General features: G+C 69.7%; 16 protein-coding genes. 6 read left to right on the top strand and 10 right to left on the bottom strand.

Annotated features, from left to right (window positions below; all coding sequences use genetic code 11):
* Positions 1-18 precede the first annotated feature (18 nt).
* A complete protein-coding gene (locus ACYVHG_RS03580; protein ID WP_461166059.1) occupies positions 19-2,067 on the bottom strand; it encodes a M3 family metallopeptidase in 2,049 nt (682 codons plus the stop codon).
* A gap of 22 nt (positions 2,068-2,089) precedes the next feature.
* Positions 2,090-3,094: an NAD(P)H-dependent flavin oxidoreductase gene (locus ACYVHG_RS03585; RefSeq protein ID WP_461166909.1), complete on the bottom strand. Its 1,005-nt coding sequence runs from the start codon at positions 3,092-3,094 to the stop codon at positions 2,090-2,092.
* Between ACYVHG_RS03585 and ACYVHG_RS03590 the strand changes: the two genes are divergently transcribed.
* Positions 3,093-4,211 carry a winged helix DNA-binding domain-containing protein gene (locus ACYVHG_RS03590; protein ID WP_461166060.1) on the top strand — a complete coding sequence of 373 codons (1,119 nt, stop codon included), beginning with the start codon at positions 3,093-3,095 and terminating at the stop codon, positions 4,209-4,211. The genes ACYVHG_RS03585 and ACYVHG_RS03590 overlap by 2 nt on opposite strands.
* Positions 4,212-4,237: 26 nt before the next feature.
* Here the strand turns inward: ACYVHG_RS03590 and ACYVHG_RS03595 are convergent, their stop codons facing one another.
* Together ACYVHG_RS03595 and lepA are read right to left on the bottom strand one after the other, a co-directional pair.
* Positions 4,238-5,164 carry a cation diffusion facilitator family transporter gene (locus ACYVHG_RS03595; RefSeq protein ID WP_461166061.1) on the bottom strand — a complete coding sequence of 309 codons (927 nt, stop codon included), beginning with the start codon at positions 5,162-5,164 and terminating at the stop codon, positions 4,238-4,240.
* Positions 5,165-5,169: 5 nt separating this feature from the next.
* On the bottom strand, positions 5,170-7,068 hold the full coding sequence (gene lepA, locus ACYVHG_RS03600; protein ID WP_461166062.1) for a translation elongation factor 4: 1,899 nt from the start codon (positions 7,066-7,068) through the stop codon (positions 5,170-5,172).
* A gap of 130 nt (positions 7,069-7,198) precedes the next feature.
* Between lepA and betT the strand changes: the two genes are divergently transcribed.
* The 4 genes from betT to ACYVHG_RS03620 are packed head-to-tail and all read left to right on the top strand — an operon-like array spanning position 7,199 to position 13,074.
* Positions 7,199-9,343 (top strand): choline BCCT transporter BetT, encoded by a 2,145-nt coding sequence (gene betT, locus ACYVHG_RS03605; protein WP_461166063.1) that lies wholly within the window; start codon positions 7,199-7,201, stop codon positions 9,341-9,343.
* Complete coding sequence (locus ACYVHG_RS03610; protein ID WP_461166064.1) at positions 9,340-10,857, top strand: aldehyde dehydrogenase family protein; 1,518 nt, start codon at positions 9,340-9,342, stop codon at positions 10,855-10,857. The genes betT and ACYVHG_RS03610 overlap by 4 nt, the downstream gene beginning before the upstream one ends.
* The gene (locus tag ACYVHG_RS03615) at positions 10,854-12,434 is read left to right on the top strand and encodes a GMC family oxidoreductase (protein ID WP_461166065.1); all 1,581 of its coding nucleotides are present in this window, start codon (positions 10,854-10,856) and stop codon (positions 12,432-12,434) included. The genes ACYVHG_RS03610 and ACYVHG_RS03615 overlap by 4 nt, the downstream gene beginning before the upstream one ends.
* Before the next feature lie 25 nt (positions 12,435-12,459).
* Positions 12,460-13,074 carry a type II toxin-antitoxin system PemK/MazF family toxin gene (locus ACYVHG_RS03620; RefSeq protein WP_461166066.1) on the top strand — a complete coding sequence of 205 codons (615 nt, stop codon included), beginning with the start codon at positions 12,460-12,462 and terminating at the stop codon, positions 13,072-13,074.
* Positions 13,075-13,107: 33 nt separating this feature from the next.
* On the opposite strand, the gene ACYVHG_RS03625 is transcribed toward ACYVHG_RS03620, so the two are convergent.
* Genes ACYVHG_RS03625 through ACYVHG_RS03635 form a run of 3 tightly spaced genes read right to left on the bottom strand, consistent with a single transcriptional unit; the run spans position 13,108 to position 16,458 of the window.
* Complete coding sequence (locus tag ACYVHG_RS03625; protein WP_461166067.1) at positions 13,108-13,950, bottom strand: transglutaminase family protein; 843 nt, start codon at positions 13,948-13,950, stop codon at positions 13,108-13,110.
* Positions 13,947-14,930, bottom strand: coding sequence for an alpha-E domain-containing protein (locus ACYVHG_RS03630; protein WP_461166068.1), 984 nt, complete (start codon positions 14,928-14,930; stop codon positions 13,947-13,949). Before ACYVHG_RS03630 ends, ACYVHG_RS03625 begins: the two co-directional genes overlap by 4 nt.
* Positions 14,917-16,458, bottom strand: a complete 1,542-nt coding sequence (locus ACYVHG_RS03635; protein ID WP_461166910.1) for a circularly permuted type 2 ATP-grasp protein — start codon at positions 16,456-16,458, stop codon at positions 14,917-14,919. Before ACYVHG_RS03635 ends, ACYVHG_RS03630 begins: the two co-directional genes overlap by 14 nt.
* Before the next feature lie 309 nt (positions 16,459-16,767).
* Between ACYVHG_RS03635 and rpsT the strand changes: the two genes are divergently transcribed.
* Positions 16,768-17,028 carry a 30S ribosomal protein S20 gene (gene rpsT / locus ACYVHG_RS03640; protein WP_461166069.1) on the top strand — a complete coding sequence of 87 codons (261 nt, stop codon included), beginning with the start codon at positions 16,768-16,770 and terminating at the stop codon, positions 17,026-17,028.
* Between the two features lie 99 nt (positions 17,029-17,127).
* Here rpsT and holA read toward each other — a convergent pair whose 3' ends face one another.
* The 3 genes from holA to ACYVHG_RS03655 are packed head-to-tail and all read right to left on the bottom strand — an operon-like array spanning position 17,128 to position 20,627.
* Complete coding sequence (gene holA, locus ACYVHG_RS03645; RefSeq protein ID WP_461166911.1) at positions 17,128-18,102, bottom strand: DNA polymerase III subunit delta; 975 nt, start codon at positions 18,100-18,102, stop codon at positions 17,128-17,130.
* The gene (locus ACYVHG_RS03650; RefSeq protein ID WP_461166070.1) at positions 17,984-19,558 is read right to left on the bottom strand and encodes a ComEC/Rec2 family competence protein; all 1,575 of its coding nucleotides are present in this window, start codon (positions 19,556-19,558) and stop codon (positions 17,984-17,986) included. The genes holA and ACYVHG_RS03650 overlap by 119 nt, the downstream gene beginning before the upstream one ends.
* A 40-nt stretch (positions 19,559-19,598) precedes the next feature.
* The gene (locus tag ACYVHG_RS03655) at positions 19,599-20,627 is read right to left on the bottom strand and encodes a ComEA family DNA-binding protein (RefSeq protein ID WP_461166071.1); all 1,029 of its coding nucleotides are present in this window, start codon (positions 20,625-20,627) and stop codon (positions 19,599-19,601) included.
* Positions 20,628-20,728: the final 101 nt, after the last annotated feature.

Genomic DNA, 20,728 nt, shown 5'->3' on the forward strand with positions numbered 1-20,728 from the left:
GAGGCCCCGGCCCGGGCTCTACCCGTCCAGGCCGCGGCGCCGTAGCAGCGGGGCGATGTCCGGGTCGGCGCCGCGGAAGTCCCGGAAGGCCTGTGCGGCGTCCACACTGCCGCCGCGGGAGAGCACCGCGGCGCGCAACCTGTCACCGTTGGCGCGGGTGGGGCCGCCGTTGGCGGTGAACCAGGCGGTGGTGTCGGCGTCGAGCACCTCGGACCAGATGTAGCTGTAGTACCCGGCGCTGTATCCACCCGCGAAGATGTGGTTGAAGAAGGGGCCGCGGTAGCGCGGCGGCACGCCGGGCACGTCGAGGCCGGCTTCCGCCAGGGCGTTCGCCTCGAAGGCGTGCGCATCATCGACCACCGTGCCGGGTTCGATCATGTGCCAGGCCAAGTCGATCACCGCCGCCGCGAGGTATTCGACTGTGCTGAATCCCTCACCGCGCGTGCCGGGTTCGAGGACGCTCTCACGCAGGTGCGGCGGCAACGGCGCACCTGTGACGTGGTGCCGGGCGTAACCGTCGAGGATCTCCGGCCAGGCCGCGAACATCTCGTTGAACTGCGAGGGGAACTCCACGAAGTCCCGCGGCACGCTGGTGCCGGAGAAGTACGGGTAGGTCACGTCGGAGAGCAGTCCGTGCAGCGCGTGCCCGAACTCGTGGAACACGGTGGTCACCTCATCGCGGCTGAGCAGCGCGGGCCGGCCGGCGGGCGGCTTGACGAAGTTGCACACGTTGAGGACCACCGGGCGTGCGTCCAACAGCCGCGACTGGTCCACGAAGCCGGTCATCCAGGCGCCACCGCGCTTGCTCGGCCGGGCGAAGTAGTCCCCGATGAACAGGCCCACGGTCTCGCCGTCGGGTCCGGTGACCTGCCAGGCGCGCGCGTCCGGATGATGCAGGACCAGATCTGTGCGTTCGGTGAACTCGAGTCCGTACATCTGCCGGGCGGCTTCGAAGACTCCCTTGTCCACCACCTCGTCGAGCTGGAGGTAGTCGCTGAGCCGGGCACCGCCGTCGGCCGTGTCTCCCGCGCTGTCTCCCGCACTGTCGCGGTCCTCGGCGAGCCGGGCGTAGAAGGGCCAGTCCCATGCCTCGATCGGGTGCCCGGCCAACTCCTGCAACTCCATTCGCTCGGCGGCCGCGTTCCGGGCGGCGGGACCGGCGAGGTCGGTGAGCATCGCCCGAGCCGCCTCCGCGGTGCCCGCGGTCTGGTCGGCGATCTGGTACGCGGCGTGGTGCGGATACCCCAACAGCTCGGCGCGCTCGGCGCGCAGGCCCGCGATGCGGGCGATCACCTCTCGGGTGTCGTTCTCCCCACCTCGGGTGTTCCGCTGCGACGATGCCTCGAACAACGTGCGCCGCGAGCGGCGGTCCGTCAATCGCGCGAGGTTCGGCTGGTTGAGCGGGTAACCCAGTGCCAGTATGTATCCCTCGCGCCCCGCGGCCTCTGCGGCGGACCGCGCAGCGGCCACGGTATCCGCGTCCAGCCCGTCGAGTTCCGCGGCGGTGGCGAACCACGCGGCGCAGGCGTTCGTCTCGGCCAGGGTCCGGCGGGAGAACTCCGTGGTCAGTTCGGCCAGTTCGGTGTTGATGGACCGCAGGCGCTGCTGCGGGGCGTCCCCGAGTGCCGCGCCGGCCCGGGTGAACCGTGAGTGGTACCGCTGCACCAGGCGGTGCTGTTCGGCCGTCAGATCGAGTTCCTCGCAGCCGGTGTGCAGTCGGTCGATGCGCTGGAACAGCTCGGGGTCCATGAGGATCGCGTCGAAGTGCGCCGACCACTGCGGCGAGATCACGGCCTGCGCCCGCTCCAGTTCGTCGGTGCGGTCGGTGGAGGTCAGGGAGAAGAAGACGGCGGCCACCCGCCCCAGATCCTGCCCGGCTCGTTCGAGCGCTTCGACGGTGTTCGCGAAGGTCACCGGTTCGGTGTTCCGTGCGATCGCCTCGACCTCCCGGCGGTGCCGGGCGAAGCCCTCGGCGAACGCGGCCTCGAAGTCCGCATCGGCGAACGCGGCGAAGTCCGGCAGGGCGAACGGCAGGGTGCTGGGTGCGAGAGCGGCGTCGACGGTCACCGCTCGAACCTACCGCCCGGGGTCAGTCGACGATGCCCGCCACCGCGCGCAGCCGGGTCCGGGCGTCCGCGGCGATCGACGCCACCACTTCCCGGGCGGGACGCTCGGCGTCGACCAGGCCCGCCGCCTGGCCCGCGTACACCACCCCGATCTCGGGGAGTTCCCCGTCGTAGGCCGAGCTGACGGCCTCCTCGGAGCCGGACGACGCCCGGGCGCCGTCACCGTCGTGCCAGCGGGCGGTGAAGTCGTTGGTCAGCGCGCGTCCGAACCACCGGGTGGGCCAGGGCTGGTGGCGTGCCTTGTCGAAGACATCGGTGTAGACGGTGTCGGCGCTGGTGGCCTTGAGCAGTGCGGGAATCGCGTAGTCGGGGCCGACGGTCTCCGGTGAGGCGAGCAGAGCGGTGCCGATCAGCGCGCCCTGGGCGCCCGCCGCGAGGACCCCCGCGAGGCCGGCTCCGGTGCCGATACCACCGGCCGCGAGCACCGGGAGGTCGGTGGCGCGCAGCACCTCCTGCAGCAGGGGCAGGGTCGCGATGCGGCCGGTGTGCCCGCCCGCCTCGCCACCCTGCGCGACCACCGCGTCCACGCCCGCAGCCTCCACTTCACGCAGATCGTCGATGGAATTGATCTGCGAGATCACCACCGCTCCGGACTCCTTGACGCGCGGCACGAACGGCGCCGGGTCACCGAACGACAACGAGACCAGCGTGGGCCGGGCGGCGAGCACCGTGTCCAGCAGTTCCGGGCTCTCCGCCAACGACCAGGTCTGCAGCCCGAAGGCAAGGGGCGCATCGTCTCCGGCGGCTGCCCGGATCACGGTGAGCTGCTCATCGATCCACTCCGCGGTGGCGTACCGGGCCGCGCCGATCATGCCCAGTCCACCGGCTGCGGTGACCTGCCCGGCGAGTGCACCGCCGGCCCGCCCACCCATGGGTGCGCCGAGGATCGGCAGATCGATGTTCAGGGTGCGAGTGAGCCAGGTGTTCCACACAACGACGAGGCTACGCCCGTGGCACGATTCCGCCATGAGCTCGCGCACGCCCGCAGACCCGGAGACCCGGCGTATCCGTGCGCTGCGGCTGCGCGCCCAGGGCCTGGTCCCCGGTGCACGCACCTGGCGCACCGCCGAGGACGCCGCTCGCGGGATGCTCGCGATCCAGGCGCAGGACGGCCCTGCGGCGCGTTTGGCGTTGTCCCTGCGCGCCGCCGACCGACCCGGTGACGGCGCGGTGCTGGCGGACCTCGCGCACCGCCGGATCGTCCGCAACCGCCCGATGCGCGGCACCCTGCAGATCACCGCCCCGGAGGACCTGCACTGGCTCAGTGCGGCGCTCACCGCACGGTCACGGTCCGAGGCCGCGAAACGGCGACCGCAGATCGGACTGACCGCGGCGATGCTCGCCGCCGCCGAGGTCGCGATCCGCGACCTGCTCGCCGGCGGTCGCACCGCGCCGCGGGCCGAGCTGATCACCGCGTGCGCGGATGCCGGTGTCGCACTGGACACCACTCAGGCCGGACACGTCCTGCGCGATCTCACAGAGGCGATGGTCATCGTCTTCGCCGATCCGAGTACGCGCACCGATGTCTTCACTCTCGCCGACGACTGGATCGAGGACCGCGCCGCACCGGAACATCCGCTGGGTGAGATGGTGGCCCGGTTCGTGGCGGCCCGTGGACCGGTGACCCGCCAGGACATCGGGAAGTGGGCACATCTGACCATGGGATCGGTGGACGAGGGCATCGAGGCGGCCGGCCGGGCCGTCGAGCCTGTGACGCTGGCCGCAGCGAAGTACCTGGTCGCGCGGGGCACCGCCGGCATCTCCGATGCCGAGGTCGACACCGCGCTGTCACGACCGATGCTGTTGCCCGGATTCGACGAGTACATCATCGGCTACGGTTCCCGGGCGGCGCAGCTCGACGAATCCCAGCTGAGCCGGATCGTGCCGGGGCGCAACGGCGTCTTCAAGCCACTGTTGGTGATCGGCGGTGAGATCGTGGGCGTGTGGAGTCGCCGGGCCACGAAGAAGACGGTGACGGTGACCGTCGAACCGTTCACCGCGATCACCGCCGCGGACAGGCGTCGCCTGGCCGGCCCGGTCCGGGAGTACGGGCGGTTCCTCGGCCTGGAGGCGACCCTCGCCTGACCGCACCGGTTCAGTGCGGGCGAGCACTAATCCAGGCGCCAACTCTCGTAGGCGCGCGGGTCCTCGATCGGTTCGATGTGGACGGTGGTGCGCAGGTCGGCGAAGAGCTCACCGAGTTCGGCCTCCATCTGCTCGGAGAGGTCGTGCGAACGTTGCACCGTCCACTCCCCGGGGACCAGCATGTGCAGTTGCAGGAAACGCTCGTGCCCGGATTCGCGGCTGCGGACGTCGTGGAAGTCCACGCCCTCGGTCCGGTACCGGGCGAGCACCTCCTCGATCCGTGCGCGGTCCTCGGCGGGCAGAGCAGCGTCCATCAGGCCGGCGGCCGAACGCCAGATCAGGCGGACACCGACCACCAGGATGTTGATCGCGACAGCGATCGCGATCAGCGGATCGAGGGCGAGCCAACCGGTGAGGGCCACCAGCAGCACCCCGGCGATCACGCCGACGGTGGTCCAGACGTCGGTGAGCAGGTGCTGGCCGTCGGCCTGGAGGGCCAGTGAACGGTGCCGCCTGCCCACTCGCAGCAGGTAGACGCCCACCGCGCCGTTGATCGCGGTGGCCGCCACCGAGATCGCCAGACCGATACCCACCTGCTCCAGTTCCTGCGGGTTGATCAGCCGGTCCACCGCGGAGGTGATGATCACCGCGGCGGCGATCACGATCATCACCCCTTCGAGCACCGCGGAGAAGTACTCCGCCTTGGTGTGCCCGAAGTTGTGCTGCCGGTCGGCCGGGCGCGCCACCACCCGCAGGGCGATGAAGGCGGCCACTGCGGCCACCAGGTTCACCGACGATTCGGCCGCATCGGAGAGCAGGCCGACCGATCCGGTGAGCAGCCAGGCGACCGTCTTGAGCGCGATCGTGATCACACCGGCCGCGATCGCCACCAGTGCGAACTTCGACAGGTCCCGGCTCAGCGGTGCGGACGGTCCGTGATCGTGACCTGCCATGGTGTCTACTTCCCCTTCGGCTTGTCCGCGGAGGCGTCGGAGGAGAGCGCGGCGACGAAGGCCTCCTGCGGTACGTCGACCCGGCCGATCGTCTTCATCCGCTTCTTGCCCTCCTTCTGCTTCTCCAGCAGCTTGCGCTTACGGCTGATGTCGCCGCCGTAGCACTTGGCCAGCACGTCCTTGCGGATGGCTCGGATGTTCTCCCGGGCGATGATCTTCGAGCCGATCGCCGCCTGCACCGGCACCTCGAACTGCTGGCGCGGGATCAGTTCCTTGAGTTTGACCGTCATCTTGTTGCCGTAGGCCTGCGCGGCGTCGCGGTGCACGATGGCGCTGAACGCGTCCACCGCCTCACCCTGCAGCAGGATATCGACCTTCACCAGGTCCGACTGCTGTTCACCGGCCTCCTCGTAATCGAGCGAGGCGTACCCGCGGGTGCGGGACTTGAGCGAGTCGAAGAAGTCGAAGATGATCTCCGCCATCGGGAGCGTGTAGCGCAGCTCGACGCGGGTCTCGGAGAGGTAGTCCATGCCGCCGAGTTCGCCGCGCCGGGACTGGCACAGTTCCATGATCGTGCCGACGAACTCACTGGGCGCGATGATCGTGGTCTTGGTGATCGGCTCGTAGGTCTCGCGGAGCTTGCCGTCGGGCCAGTCCGACGGGTTGGTCACGATCTGTTCCCTGCCGTCCTCACCGACCACGCGGTACACCACGTTCGGCGAGGTGGAGATCAGGTCCAGGCCGAACTCGCGCTGCAGCCGCTCACGGGTGATCTCCATGTGCAGCAGCCCCAGGAAGCCGCACCGGAATCCGAAGCCGAGCGCCACGGAGGTCTCCGGTTCGTAGGTCAGCGCGGCGTCGTTGAGCTGGAGTTTGTCCAGAGCCTCACGCAGGTCGGGGTAATCGGAGCCGTCCACCGGGTACAGCCCGGAGTACACCATCGGTCGCGGCTCCTGGTACCCGGTGAGTGCCTGTTCGGCGCCGTTGCGGGCGGTGGTCACGGTGTCGCCGACCTTCGACTGCCGCACGTCCTTGACGCCGGTGATGAGGTATCCGACCTCGCCGACGCCCAGGCCCTTGGACGCCTTCGGCTCCGGCGAGACGATGCCCACCTCCAGCAGTTCGTGGGTGGCGCCGGTGGACATCATCTTGATCTTCTCGCGGGGCACGATCTTGCCGTCGACCACGCGGATGTAGGTGACGACGCCGCGGTAGGTGTCGTAGACGGAGTCGAAGATCATCGCGCGGGCGGGTGCGTCGGGGTCGCCGACGGGCGCCGGAACCCGCTCGATCACCCGGTCCAGCAGGGCGTCGACGCCGGCTCCGGTCTTGCCGGAGACGCGCAGCACGTCGTCCGGCTCGCAGCCGATGATGTGCGCGATCTCCTCGGCGTAGCGGTCCGGATCGGCGGCGGGTAGATCGATCTTGTTCAGGACCGGGATGATCTCCAGGTCCTTGTCCATCGCCAGGTACAGGTTCGCCAGGGTCTGCGCCTCGATGCCCTGAGCGGCGTCGACCAGCAGCACCGCGCCTTCACAGGCCTCGAGCGCGCGGGAGACCTCGTAGGTGAAGTCGACGTGCCCGGGGGTGTCGATCAGGTGCAGGACGTAGTCCTCGGCGGTGCCGTCGGCGCGGTCCACCCGCCACGGGAGACGGACGTTCTGCGCCTTGATGGTGATGCCGCGTTCACGCTCGATGTCCATCCGGTCGAGGTACTGCGCCCGCATGGCACGCTCCTCGACCACACCGGTGAGCTGCAGCATCCGATCGGCCAGGGTGGATTTCCCGTGGTCGATGTGGGCGATGATGCAGAAGTTACGGATCCGGGTGGGATCCGTGAAGGTGGTGTCGGCGAAGCTGGGAATTTCACTCACTCCTCGGGCGGCTGGCCGGGGTCCCGGCACACGTCACCGTCCAGTTTCTCATGCCGCGCGAACCACGGCGCCGGGTAGCCGCGTAGCACGAGTGCGGTAGCGGAATCCACGCCCACCGACCCGAACCTGTGGAACGCCGGTCACGGTAACGTCGATGGACATGAGTGATCCCGAATCCTCACAAGCGTCGAGCACCGTGGACCCCACGGACTCGCCGGCCAACTCGTTGAACCGGCGCGTCTTCTTCGCCGCCGCCGGTTCGGTCCTGGCGTTCGCGGTGTGGGCACTCGTCTCCCCCGGGACCGCGGAGCGCACGATCAGCGCGGTGGTCGACTTCATCACCACCTGGTTCGGCTGGTGGTACTTCCTCCTCGCCACCTCGATCGTCGGCGTCGTGGTGTTCATCGGCCTGAGCCGCTACGGGCGTTACCGGCTCGGCCCCGAGGAATCACGCCCGGAGTACAGCCTTTTCACCTGGACCGCGATGCTCTTCGCGGCGGGCATAGGCATCGACCTGATGTTCTTCTCGGTGGCCGAGCCGGTGAGCCACTACCTGCAACCACCGGTGGGTGCCGGGGAGAACGACCTCGCCGCACGCGAGGCCGTCACCTGGACCGTCTTCCACTACGGGATCACCGGCTGGGCGATGTACGCGCTCATGGGTGCGGCGTTGGCCTACTTCGCATTCCGGCACAACCTGCCACTCACCATTCGCGCTGCGCTGTACCCGATCCTGGGCAAGCGGGTGCACGGACGCTTCGGTGACGTGGTCGACGTGGCCGCCGTCCTCGGCACGATCTTCGGCATCGCGACCTCCCTCGGGATCGGGATCGTGCAGCTGAACTACGGCCTGCACGAGTTGTTCGGGATCCCACAGGGCAAGGCCGCGCAGATCGGATTGATCGTGCTGTCGGTGGTCGTGGCGACGATCTCGGCGACCACGGGCGTGGACAAGGGCATCCGCCGGCTCAGTGAGCTCAACGTGATCCTGGCGATCCTGCTGCTGCTGTACATCCTGGTCGCCGGTCGCGCGGACTTCCTGCTCAATGCGCTGGTGCAGAACACCGGCGACTACGCCTCCACCTTCCTCGACCGCACCATGAACACCTTCGCCTGGGAGCAGGGCGATCCGGGGGCGACCGGCTCCGACCCGGGCGCCTGGCTCGACGCCTGGACACTGTTCTTCTGGGCCTGGTGGGTGGCCTGGGCCCCGTTCGTCGGGCTCTTCCTCGCCCGCATCTCCCGCGGCCGCACTTTGCGTCAGTTCGTCTTCGGCGTACTCACCGTCCCGTTCGGATTCATCCTGGTGTGGATCTCGGTGTTCGGTAACAGTGCCCTCGAGGTGGCACGCGGCGACAAGCGGTTCGCGGAAGCCACCGCGTCGACACCGGAGGTGGGCTTCTACTCGCTGCTGGAGAAGTACCCGGGAGCCCCGCTGCTGCTGGCGATCGCCACCATCACCGGTCTGCTGTTCTACGTCACCAGCGCCGATTCGGGTTCCCTGGTGATGGGCAACTTCACCTCCCGGCTGGCCGATCCGATGGCGGACTGTGCGCGCAGCACCCGAATCTTCTGGTCCTTCGCGATCGGCCTGCTCACCCTGGCGATGCTGTTCGCGGGCAGCGAGGGCTCGATCGTGACCCTGCAGAAGGCGACGATCATCATGGGCCTGCCGTTCTCGTTCGTCCTCGCTCTGGTCGGGGCGTCGCTACTGCGGGCCCTGCACACCGAGTCCTACAAGATCGACAGCTACCGGGCCGCGCTGCCGAAGTCGCTCGCAGCCGGACGCGGCAGTGGCGAACCGGGCAGTTGGCGCCGGCGCCTGCTGTCGACGATCCACTACCCCAGCCGCGCGGCCACCGAACGATTCCTCGCCAATTCAGTGACACCGGCGATGCGGGATGTGGCGGGGGTGTTCGCCTCCGAGGGGATCAGCGCCACCATCGACGAGTCCGGTCGCAGCGAGTCACTGCCCTCGCCCACGCTCAAGGTCGACCTCGCCGGAGAACCGGAGTTCGAGTACTGCGTGTGGCCGGTCTCCGCACCCGCCCCCAGTTACGCGGTGTTGGGACAGCGCTCCGGCGATCGGTACTTCCGCTGCGAGGTGTACCTGGCGGAGGGCTCTCAGGGGTACACCCTCACCGGCTACACCCGAGAGCAGATCATCGGCGACATCCTCGACCAGTACGAGCGGCACCTCGGCTATCTGCACCTGCGCCGCGCGGCCTCCGATCACGGCTACACCGAGCCGCAATCCGATCCGACCCCCGAGAGCTCCCCCGACCCCGAAGGGACACCCGCATGACCGCACCGACCCTGTTCATCGACGGCGTCTGGCGCCACTCGTCCGACGGCGGCACCCGGACCATCACCTGCCCCGCGGACGGCACCGAGGTCGGCGTCGTCGACGAGGCGACTCCCGCCGACACCGAGGCCGCGATCACCGCGGCCCGGCGGGCCTTCGACACCGGTCCGTGGCCGCACACCTCCACCGCCGAGCGGGGTGATCTGCTGATCGCGGTCGCCGAGGAGATCGAGCGCCGCCAGGACGATTTCGCCCGCGCCGAGACTCTCGACACCGGTAAACGCCTCTCGGAATCCGAGATCGACATGGCCGACATCGCGGCCTGTTTCCGCTATTTCGGCAAACTCGCCGGGCAGGACTCCGGCCGTGTCGTCGACGCCGGCTCGCCCGATGTGAGCTCGCAGATCGTGTACGAGCCGGTGGGCGTATGCGCGATGATCACCCCCTGGAACTACCCGCTGCTGCAGGCGGCGTGGAAGGTCGCTCCCGCGATCGCCGCCGGCGACACCTTCGTGCTCAAGCCCGCCGAACTGACCCCGCACACCGCGATCCTGCTGATGCAGGTGCTACAGCAGGTCGGCCTGCCGGACGGTGTCGCCAACCTGGTCCTGGGCGCGGGTGCTCGGGCGGGTGCGCCGCTGTCGACCCATCCCGACGTGGATCTGGTCTCGTTCACCGGCGGCCTGGTCACCGGGCGGCTGATCGCCGCCAACGCCGCGGGCACCGTCAAGAAGGTGGCGTTGGAGCTGGGCGGGAAGAACCCGAACGTGATCTTCGCCGATGCCTGCGCAACCGAGGAGGGACTCGCCGCTGCGGTCGACAATGCTCTCAACGCCGCGTTCCTGCACTCGGGCCAGGTGTGTTCGGCCGGCGCCCGGCTGGTGGTCGAGGAGTCGGCGCACGATGTCTTCGTCGACGAACTGGTACGCCGTGCCGAGGACATCCGGCAGGGCCTGCCCTTCGCCGAGGGGACCGAGACCGGCCCGCTGATCTCGGCCGAGCACCGCGACAAGGTGCACGCCTACGTCGAGCAGGCCCGCGCCGACGGTGCGGTGGTCCGCACCGGAGGCGCCTTCGCCACCGGGGATCAGGGCTCGGGGTCGCTGGACGACGGCTACTTCTACCTCCCGACGGTGCTCGACGGCTGCGATCCGTCGATGGCCTGCGTGCACGACGAGGCCTTCGGTCCGACGGTCACCGTCGAGACCTTCACCACCGAGGACGAGGCCGTGGCGATCGCCAACGACACCGAGTACGGCCTGGCCGGGGCGGTGTGGTCGGCCGACGGTGGCCGTGCCCGCCGGGTGGCGCGCCGGCTGCGCCACGGCACCGTCTGGATCAACGACTTCGGCCCCTACCTGCCGCAGGCCGAGTGGGGCGGCTTCGGCGCCTCCGGCATCGGCCGGGAACTGGGACCGACCGGTCTCGGTGAGTACCTCGAGGCCAAGCACGTGTACGAGAACCTGCGGCCGTCCGTGACCGGATGGTTCGCCGATCGAAAGGATGCCCAGTGAGTGCCGCCGATCAGAACCTCGAACGCTACGACTACGTCGTCGTCGGAGCCGGGTCCGCGGGAGCGGCCGTCGCCGCCCGTCTCTCCGAGGACCCGGCGGTGACGGTGTGCCTGCTCGAGGCCGGCCCGTCCGACGTCGGTGACGACGCCGTCCTGCGGCTGAGCCGGTGGATGGAACTCCTGGAATCGGGCTACGACTGGGACTACCCGATCGAGCCGCAGGAGAACGGCAACTCGTTCATGCGGCACGCCCGCGCCAAGGTGCTCGGCGGTTGCAGCTCGCACAACAGCTGCATCGCGTTCTGGGCGCCCCGTGAGGATCTCGACTCCTGGGAGCGCGATCACGGTGCCGCCGGGTGGGGTTCGGATTCGGTGTACCGGTTGTACTCGAAGATCGAGACCAACGACGCGCCCGGCGAGCATCACGGCCGGTCCGGACCAGTGCACATCATGACGGTTCCGCCCGAGGACCCGTGCGGAGTGGCTCTGCTGGACGCGTGCGAGGAGGTCGGCATCCCGCGCGCGGAGTTCAACTCCGGTTCGACGGTGCTGCGCGGCGCGAACTTCTTCCAGATCAACCGCCGGGCCGACGGCACCCGCGCATCGTCGTCGGTGAGTTATCTGCACCCGATCCTGGACCGGGAGAATCTCACGATCCGTACCGGGGCGTGGGCGAAGCAGGTCGTCTTCGACACCTCCGGCGGGACGCCGCGGGCGATCGGCGTGGACATCACCGACAACGCCTTCGGCCGCACCACCCGGATCACGGCGGACCGGGAGGTGATCGTCAGTGCCGGCGCGATCGACTCGCCGAAACTGCTGATGCTCTCCGGTATCGGCCCAGCCGATCACCTGCGTGAGAACGGTATCGAGGTGCTCGTCGACGCACCCGGTGTGGGCGAACACCTGCAGGATCACCCGGAGGGTGTGATCGGTTTCGAGACCTCGCAGCCGATGGTCACCGAGTCCACCCAGTGGTGGGAGATCGGGATCTTCTCGCCCACCGAGGACGGCCTGGACCGGCCGGACCTGATGATGCACTACGGCAGCGTCCCGTTCGACATGCACACGCTGCGCCAGGGCTATCCCACCTCGGAGAACACCTTCTGTCTGACCCCGAACGTGACCCATGCGCGTTCGCGCGGCACCGTCCGGCTGCGGTCGCGGGACTTCCGGGACAAGCCGAAGGTGGATCCGCGGTACTTCACCGATGCCGACGGTCACGACATGCGGGTGATGATCGCCGGTATCCGCAAGGCCCGGGAGATCGCCGCGGCGGGGCCGCTGAGCGGATGGATCGCGCGGGAGCTCTACCCGGGTCCGGGTGCGCAGACCGACGAGGAGCTGGCCGACTACATCCGGCGCACGCACAACACCGTCTACCACCCGGTGGGGACGGTGCGGATGGGCGCGGTGGACGATCCGATGTCTCCGCTGGACCCCGAACTGCGGGTCAAGGGGGTGACCGGCCTGCGGGTCGCGGACGCATCCGTCTTCCCGGAGCACACCACGGTGAACCCGAACATCACCGTGATGCTGGTCGGCGAGCGCTGCGCGGAGCTGATCTCGGCGCAGTGATCGACGGGCGCCCTATCCTGGATGCATGGCGAACGACTTCACCCGGTTCGCGGCGGTAGCCGCGAAGCTGGCCCGGCAGCACGGGCCGCGGCTGGCCGCACAGGTGGTGAACAGTCCTCCCGTCCGTGCCGGGCGGGAGGCGATCACCCAGGCCGTGACGCAGACGGTCAAGGACGCCATGGGCCTGCAGGCACCGGCCGAGCCCAAGGAGTTCACACCGGGGCGGCCGGTGACGCGCACCTTCACTCGGACCGAACTGATGGCCCGGTCCGTGGTGTACGCGCCGCAGCTGGACGGACGGGCCGACCCGGGTGAGGTGGTGTGGACCTGGGTCGAGTTCGAGGAGACGACGGGGCCGAGCGCCGGTCAGGGCAAGGACCGGCCGGTACTGGTGGTCGGGCGGTCGGAGTCGGTACTGCTCGGGCTGATGCTCTCCAGCCAGGAGCGGCACCAGGGTGATCCGCAGTGGGTGGGCATCGGCTCCGGCTCCTGGGATTCCGATCAGCGTCCGTCGTGGGTGCGGCTCGACCGGGTGCTCGACGTCCCGGAGGACGGTATCCGCCGTGAGGGTGCGGTGCTGGACCGGCGACGGTTCGAGTCCGTCGCGCAACGCCTGCGCGACGAGTACGGCTGGAGCTGACCCGGGGCGTCGTCTACTCGGCGACCGTCACCGTCACGCCAGTCGAGTGATCTCGACGACCACGTCGAGGTCGGAGGCGCCGCCACCGGCGATGACACCGCGCAGCGGCGGCACGTCGGCGTAGTCGCGGCCCACGCCCACCGAGACGTGCCGCTCCCCGATCGGCACGTCGTTGGTCGGGTCGTAGCCGTGCCAGTGGCCGGTCCAGGCCTCGATCCACGCGTGTGACTCCCCCGCCACCGTCGACCCGATCTCGGCCTCCCGCTGCGGATGCAGGTACCCGGAGACGTACCGCCCGGGGATCCCCAGGCTGCGCAGCATCAACAGAGTCAGGTGCGCGTAGTCCTGACACACGCCCTGGCGCTCGTCCCAGGCGTCGATCGCCGACGAGTGCACCCCGGTGGTCCCGGGCACGTAATCGAGCTCGTCGTGCACCCACCGGCACACCGCGAGCACCGCCTCGTCGGGTGTGAGGCCCTTGGCCAGTTTCTTGGCCTGTGCGGCGAGCTTGCGGTGCCGCGGAACGTAATCGGTGAAGCTGAGCAGTTCGTCGAACCGGTCCCGCACCCGATCGGTACCCAGTTCGTCCCAGCTGGCGCCCTCCCCGGCCGGTTCGGCTTCCTCGGTCTCGACCACCGACGCCCCGGTGACCTCCAGCGCGGTGTGCGGTGCGTGCAGGTCGAACGCCGTGACGGCGGTACCCCAGTAGTCGGTGTACCGGTAGGCACGGGTGGCGGGCACCGTCTCCACCCGGTTGAGGATCACGTTCTGCCGCTGGTCGCTGCGCGGAGTCAGCCGGGCTTCGTTGTACGACGAGGTGACCGGCGCGTTGTAACCGAAACCGGTGGAGTGCACGACTCGAAGACGCCAGCTCACAGCTCCCCCTCCAGGATGGTGTCGATGTCGCCGCGGGCGCGGGCATCGGTCCACGCCACGTACGGCGTCACGTGGAAGTAGCGGGCGGTGATCGCCTCACCGGCCGCCTGGCCGAGTTCCTGCAACGCGATCAGCCGGCGTTGCAGATCGTCGAGAAGCTCGCCGGGAGCGAGGAATTCGAGCTCACCGCGGGCACGGCCGAGCAGCCGCTGCGCCTCGGTATGGGTACCGAGGCGCCCCTCACGCCCCCCCTGGATCGCACTGAGGCAGTCCTCGGCCGTGGTCAGGGCATGTATCACCGACCGCGGGAAGAGCCTGTCGACCAGAATGAACTCGACCACCCTGGTCGCGTCCAGCACCCCGCGGTAGGTGCGCAGGTAGGTGTCGTGGGCGCCGGTGGCGCGCAGCACGGTCACCCAGGTCGGTGAGTTCACGCGGTCACCGGCGCGGGAGAGCAGCAGCCGCACGGCCATGTCCATCCGCTCGATGGATCGCCCCAGGAGCAGGAACCGGTAGCCCTCGTCGCGGGAGAGCGTCGAGTCGGTCAGGCCCGCGAACATCGCGGCGCGGTTCTTGATGTAGTTCAAGAACTCGTGCGGGCCGAGCCGCCGCGCGGCACGCTCACGCTCGGCGAGGCCGTTGTAGGTGGCGTTGAGACACTCCCACATCTCGGAGCTGGTGACCTCCCGTGCACCGCGGGCGTTCTCCCGGGCTGCGGCGACGGTGGCCGCGATCGATCCGCTGCCCGGGTCCCGGTTGTAGGCCACCACCTCGGTGACCGAACGCAGGTCCAACGATTGCTCGGCGGGCGGCTCGGGGATACCGAGCACCCGCACCAACTGTCGTGCGACGCGGTCCTCGTCGACGGTCGCGTCCTCGAGGAACTGGTGCACCGTCACGTCGAGCATGCGGGCGGTGTCGTCGGCGCGTTCGGCGTACCGGCCGATCCAGTACAACGCCTCGGCGTTACGGGCGAGCATCGGCGCCTCCGTTCCTCTCACGTGCCTGCTGTTGCTGCTGATCCTGCGAACTGAGCTCGGGTCCCGACTCCACCGACTGCTGCTCGGCCAGCTCGCGGGAGGGCACCACCTCGACGCCGTCCAGCTCGGCCTCCGCACCGGAGGATCGGCCCGCGAGCACCCAGGTGTCCTTGGAGCCACCGCCCTGCGAGGAGTTGACCACCAGCGACCCCTCGGGCAGCGCGACGCGAGTCAGGCCGCCCGGCAGCACCCAGACGTCGTCGCCGTCGTTGACCGCGAACGGGCGCAGGTCGACGTGCCGCGGGCGGGCGCGCTCACCGATCTTGGTGGGCACCGTCGACAACTGCATCACCGGCTGCGCGATCCACCCCCGCGGATCAGCAGCGACCTTGCGGCGCATGGTGGCGAGTTCCTTCTCGCTGGCATCGGGACCGAAGACGATGCCGTAACCGCCCGAGCCCTCGACCGGCTTGATCACCAGTTCCTCGATCCGGTCGAGCACCTCCTCGCGCTCGTCGTCGAGCCAGCAGCGCAGGGTGTCGACGTTCAGCAGCAGCGGCTTCTCACCCAGGTAGTAATCGATGATGTCGGGGACGTAGGTGTAGGTCAGTTTGTCGTCGGCGACGCCGTTACCCACCGCCGAGCTGATCACGACGTTGCCGGCGCGCGCGGCGTTGAGCACGCCGGCGACGCCGAGCACCGAGTTCGGCAGGAACTGCATGGGGTCGAGGTACTCGTCGTCGATGCGCCGGTAGATCACGTCGACCTGCCGCTCGCCGCTGGTGGTGCGCATGTAGACCACGTTGTCGCGGCAGAACAGGTCGCGGCCCTCGACGAGTTCGACGCCCATCTGGCGAGCCAGCAGCGAATGCTCGAAGTAGGCCGAGTTCGCCATCCCGGGGGTGAGCACCACCACCGTCGGATCGGCCTCGTTCGACGCCGCACTACGACGCAGGGCACGCAGCAGGTGCGAACTGTAATCGGCGACGGCGCGCACGCGGTGCCGCTGGAACAGGTCCGGGAAGACCTGGGCCATGGTCCGGCGGTTCTCCATGACGTAACTCACGCCCGACGGTGACCGCAGGTTGTCCTCCAACACCCGGAACGTTCCCTCGGCGTCACGGATCAGGTCGATACCGGCGACGTGGATCCGCACTCCGTTGGGCGGCCGGATACCGGCGGCCTGCCGGTGGAAGTGGGCGCACGAGGTGACCAGCCGCTTCGGCACCACGCCGTCACGCAGGATCTCCTGCTCGGAGTAGATGTCGTCGAGGAACATCTCCAGCGCCTGTACCCGCTGTTTGATGCCCTTCTCCAAGCGGTTCCATTCGGCGGCCGCGATCACCCGGGGCATCAGGTCCAGCGGGAACGGGCGCTCACGCCCCTCCAGCGAGAACGTGATGCCCTGGTCGATGAACGCCGCCCCGAGCGCGTCCACCCGCGCGGCGAGGTCGGACTCATCGGCCGACGAGAGGGCGCCGAAGATCCGCTTGTAGGGGGTGCGGACGGTGCCGTCGTCGGCGAACATCTCGTCGAACGCCCGTCCGAACGACGGTGCCTCGTCGTATCCCGCGAACAGCGGGGCCTCGGCGGACAACCGCTGCGCGGTGTCGCGCTTACGGGTCGCGGACTTGGCCTGTTTCTGTCGGGTCACGTGCACATCGTGCCGCACTCGGGCGAATTCGGCAGCGCTCTCGTTCACGACGCGGCAAGCTGCGCGCCAAGTACCGTTCGGGTTACGGGCTCTGCGATTTGGGCTCAGTCGATGGCGCTGGTAGCCTGGTACGTCGGCAGTCAGTACCGGCTGCCCCTTATCGAGACAAGAGAGTTTGAACGCGTGGCCAACATCAAGTCCCAGATGAAGCGGATCAAGACCAACGAGCGCAATCGTCTGCGCAACCAGTCGGCGAAGTCGTCGCTGCGTACCTCCATCCGCCATTTCCGCGAGGCCATCGACGCCGGGGACAAGGCCAAGGCCGGCGAGCTCCTGGTGAGCACCAGCCGCCAGCTCGACAAGGCCGCCAGCAAGGGCGTCATCCACGCCAACCAGGCCGCCAACAAGAAGTCGGCGCTCTCGCTCGCGCTGAACAAGCTCTGACCTTCCGCTAGACGCGCGTACTTCCGCGCCGCACCATCGATCGGCACCACGCGGGCCGACGGCGGTACGGCGCGGTTTTCGCGTATCCGGACCCCGCGCTCAGCCGGCCAGGGTGGCGACCGCGCGGACCGCCACCTCCAGTGCGTAGTCCGGATCGGCAGCCTGTCCCTTGACATCGGCGTTGGCCGCCGCGACCGCGGCCAGCGCACCGGCGACTCCCTCAGGGTTCCAGCGGCGGGCGACCTGAGTCATCTTCTTCACCTTCCACGGGGCCATCCCCAGCTCCCCCGCGTCGCGGTACTGATCGGGGGCACGGCCCAGACCGCGGATGCGCGCCACCGAATGCACCGCGTCGGCCAGGGCGTCGGCGATCAGGACGTGCGGCGTTCCGCGGTGCTGCGCCCAGCGCAGCGCCTCCAATGCGGCGGCCACCTGCCCCGCGACGGCCTTATCGGCGATCTCGAAACCTGTGACCTCGGCGCGGCCCGCGTAATAGCGGTGGACGGCGTTCAGATCCACCCGACCGCCGGTGTCCGAGACCAGTTGAGTGATCGCCGCGGCCAACTCCCGCAGGTCTTTGCCGACCGAATCGACCAGCAGATCCACCAGCTCGTCGGTGACCCGCACCTTGTGCGTGCGGAACTCCGACTTCGCGAAATCCGAACGATCGCGGGCCGAGGTGATCGAGGGCACCTCCACCATCTGGGCGCCCGCCTTCTTCAGCGCCGCCACCATCGCCTTGGCACGCCCACCACCGCTGTGCTCGACCACCATCGTCACCCCCTCAGGCGGGTTCTTCGCGGCCTCCACGATCAGGTCGACCGGCGCCTTACCGGCCTCCGCCGCGGATTCGAGGACGACGATGCGTTCCTCGGCGAACAGCGAGGGACTGAGCAACTCCACCAGCTCGGACTGGTCCACATCACCGGCCCGGATCCGGGTCACCGGGACCGCATCACCGGCACCGCCGGGCAATCCCATGCCACCGTCGGGCGCGGCCGCGCGCGCCGAATCCACGATCGCCGCGACGGCGCGCTCCACCAGGAGGCCCTCGGTCCCCACCACCACGTGCACGCGCGCGCTCTCCACCACGCCTCCTATGCTGCCAGAGTCCCCCGACGACGATGCACGCCGCGATCAGTGCGATACCCGCGGCGCCGCCACCGGGAACCTCCACCACCCCGATCCGCGCACACCACCGCGCGACACCGATCAACCACCACAATTCCGGTCCCGTGGCGCGCACCGCCACCTCCGCCGCCGGCCCCGCGATCGCAGCCGCGACCGCGGCCACGGAGCCCACCACCGTGATCACCGGAACCACCGGCCCGGCCAGCAGGTTCGCAGCGATCCCACCGATCGGCACCCGACCCGAGAACGCGATCAACAACGGCAGGGTCACCACCTGGGCGACGACCGTCACCGCAGTCAGTCCGGCGATCGTGTCCGGCACCCGCGCGGCCACCAGTCGTTCGCGCAACAGCGGCGACCACAGCACCAAACCGGCGGTCGCGACCACCGACAGCGCGAAGCCGATGTCCCGCGCCAGCGCCGGCCGCACCAGCATGAGCACCACGATCGCCGCCAGCAACGCGACCAGCGGTTGCCGGCCCCGTCGCAGCGCCAGCGCCGCGACGGCCACCAGCCCCATCACCGCAGCCCGAACCACCGATCCGGTCGGCCCCACCAACCCGACGAAGGCGATGATCGCGGTCGTGGTGACAACTGCACGCACGGTGAGCGGTAGCCCGGCGACGGCGCACAGCCCCAGGACGCACAGAGCGATGATGGAGAAGTTGGCGCCGGACACGGCCGTCAGATGTGTGAGCCCGGAATCCTGGAAGTCGCCGCGTACCGTCGGCAACGTCGATGATTCGTCGCCGAGCACCAGTGCCGGTAGCAGGCCCGCGGCATCGACCGGTAGTGCATCTGCCGCAGTTGCCGAGAGTTCGCGGCGGACCGCGGCGGCGATCCGGAAATGTGCAGGCGCGCGGTGGATCACCGTCGGCCGGCCCGAGCCGATCAAGACCGCCGAGACCAGTCCGGGGCGAGTACTCCGCAACACCGTCGCCCGGATCGCCACGCGCTCACCGGGAACCGACTCCCCGAGGTCGAACGCCGCGCCCAGCAGTAGCACTGCGCCGCGGGCCGAGAACGCACCGTCGGCGGTTCGGACCGCTTCGGCGGTGCCCGGCACCAACACCTGAGAGGTGTCGAGGTGACCACCCGGGTCACCGGAGCGCTGCCGCGGCCACTCGTCGATCTCCAGCACCACCTCCACCGGGCCGCCGCCGAAGTCAGCGATGGATGCGCTGTCGCGATCGTGTACGCGCACGGCGACGGAGGCGGCCACACCCGCCCCCAGACCCGCGGCGGCGATCAGGGCCAGGCTCACCGCCCGTACCGCCGGACGCGGTGATCGCCGCCGCACCACTTCCGCGAGGATCGCGGTGCCGGCCAGCAGGCCGGCCGTCCACCACGCCGTCTCGACCGTGCTGAGCGCGATCGCAGCGGCGGACCAACAGGTCACGGCCGCCGGCAGAAGCCGAAGATCGAGCCGTTCGCGCACGTCACACCGTGGCCAGCGGCTTGATCTTCGCCAGTTTCGCGGCGCCGATCCCGCCCACCTTGGCCAAATCGTCCACCGACCGGAAGGGCCCGTTCTTGTCCCGGTGGGTGATGATCGCCGTAGCGGTGGCAGCACCGACGCCGGGGAGTTTGTCGAGTTCGGCGGCGTCGGCGGTGTTGATGTTCACCAGCGCCGCCGGGGTGCCACCGCTCGCCCCGGACGTCACGCCGGATCCGGTCGCCGCACCGGGATTCCCGATGGCGGCGGGACCGCCGGACGGGCGCGGCCCGCCGGCGGTGCCTGGGAGCACGGAGCTGCGGAGCTTCACACCGGTCTTCGGATCCACCACCCCGACCACGATCTGGTCGCCGTCGCGCACCGGCTGGGCCAGGTTCAGGCTCGCCGTATCGGCCCCGCCGAGAGCGCCTCGCGCAGCCGCGAGGGCGTCCGCGATGCGCGCTCCGGGCCGCAGCCGGTGCAGGCCCGGCGAGCGGACCAGCCCGACCACCGCCACCACCAGGTCGGGAGGTGCCGCCGGAACGGATGGCGCAGCCACCGGCGACGACGCGGAGTAGCTCGCTGCACTGCTCCCCCGCCCGGCCGATTCCGCGGCACCGGTGAAGTTCACCACCGGGTAGGGGCCGGAGTCCGCGCCGCGCGCACCACCGAAGACCGCGACGGCCGCGACCACCGCCGCGACCACCCCGACCGCGATCAGCGCGATCGCTGCCCGCGGCGTGGTCCGGACCTTGTCGACGGTGGCGCGCCAGCCGGTCGGCTCCGGGTCCCAGAAGTCCTCGTCGGCCCGCACTCCCCGCGGCGGCGGCTCCAGCGATTCCCCGGTCCAGTCGGCCGCGTCACCGTCGCCGTCGGTGTGCCCGCGCTGGTCCCGTTCCGCCCCGCCCCGGCCCCCGTCCCGGCCTCCGGGTCGGCCATCATCACCCGTGCGGAAGTCCGCCAACCACGCCGGACGGGCGAAGATCTGATCCTCGCCGGAGCCGTCGTCCGCCGCCTGTCGTTCGCCGTTCATGCGACGAACCGTAGGCCGCGGCCACCGTCCGAACGGCCCTGTCACGGGCGAGAACCAGGCCCCTTGTGGAAAACCGTGAACCTGTGGAGAACCGCCCCGCG

The organism is Tsukamurella serpentis (genome assembly GCF_054780975.1).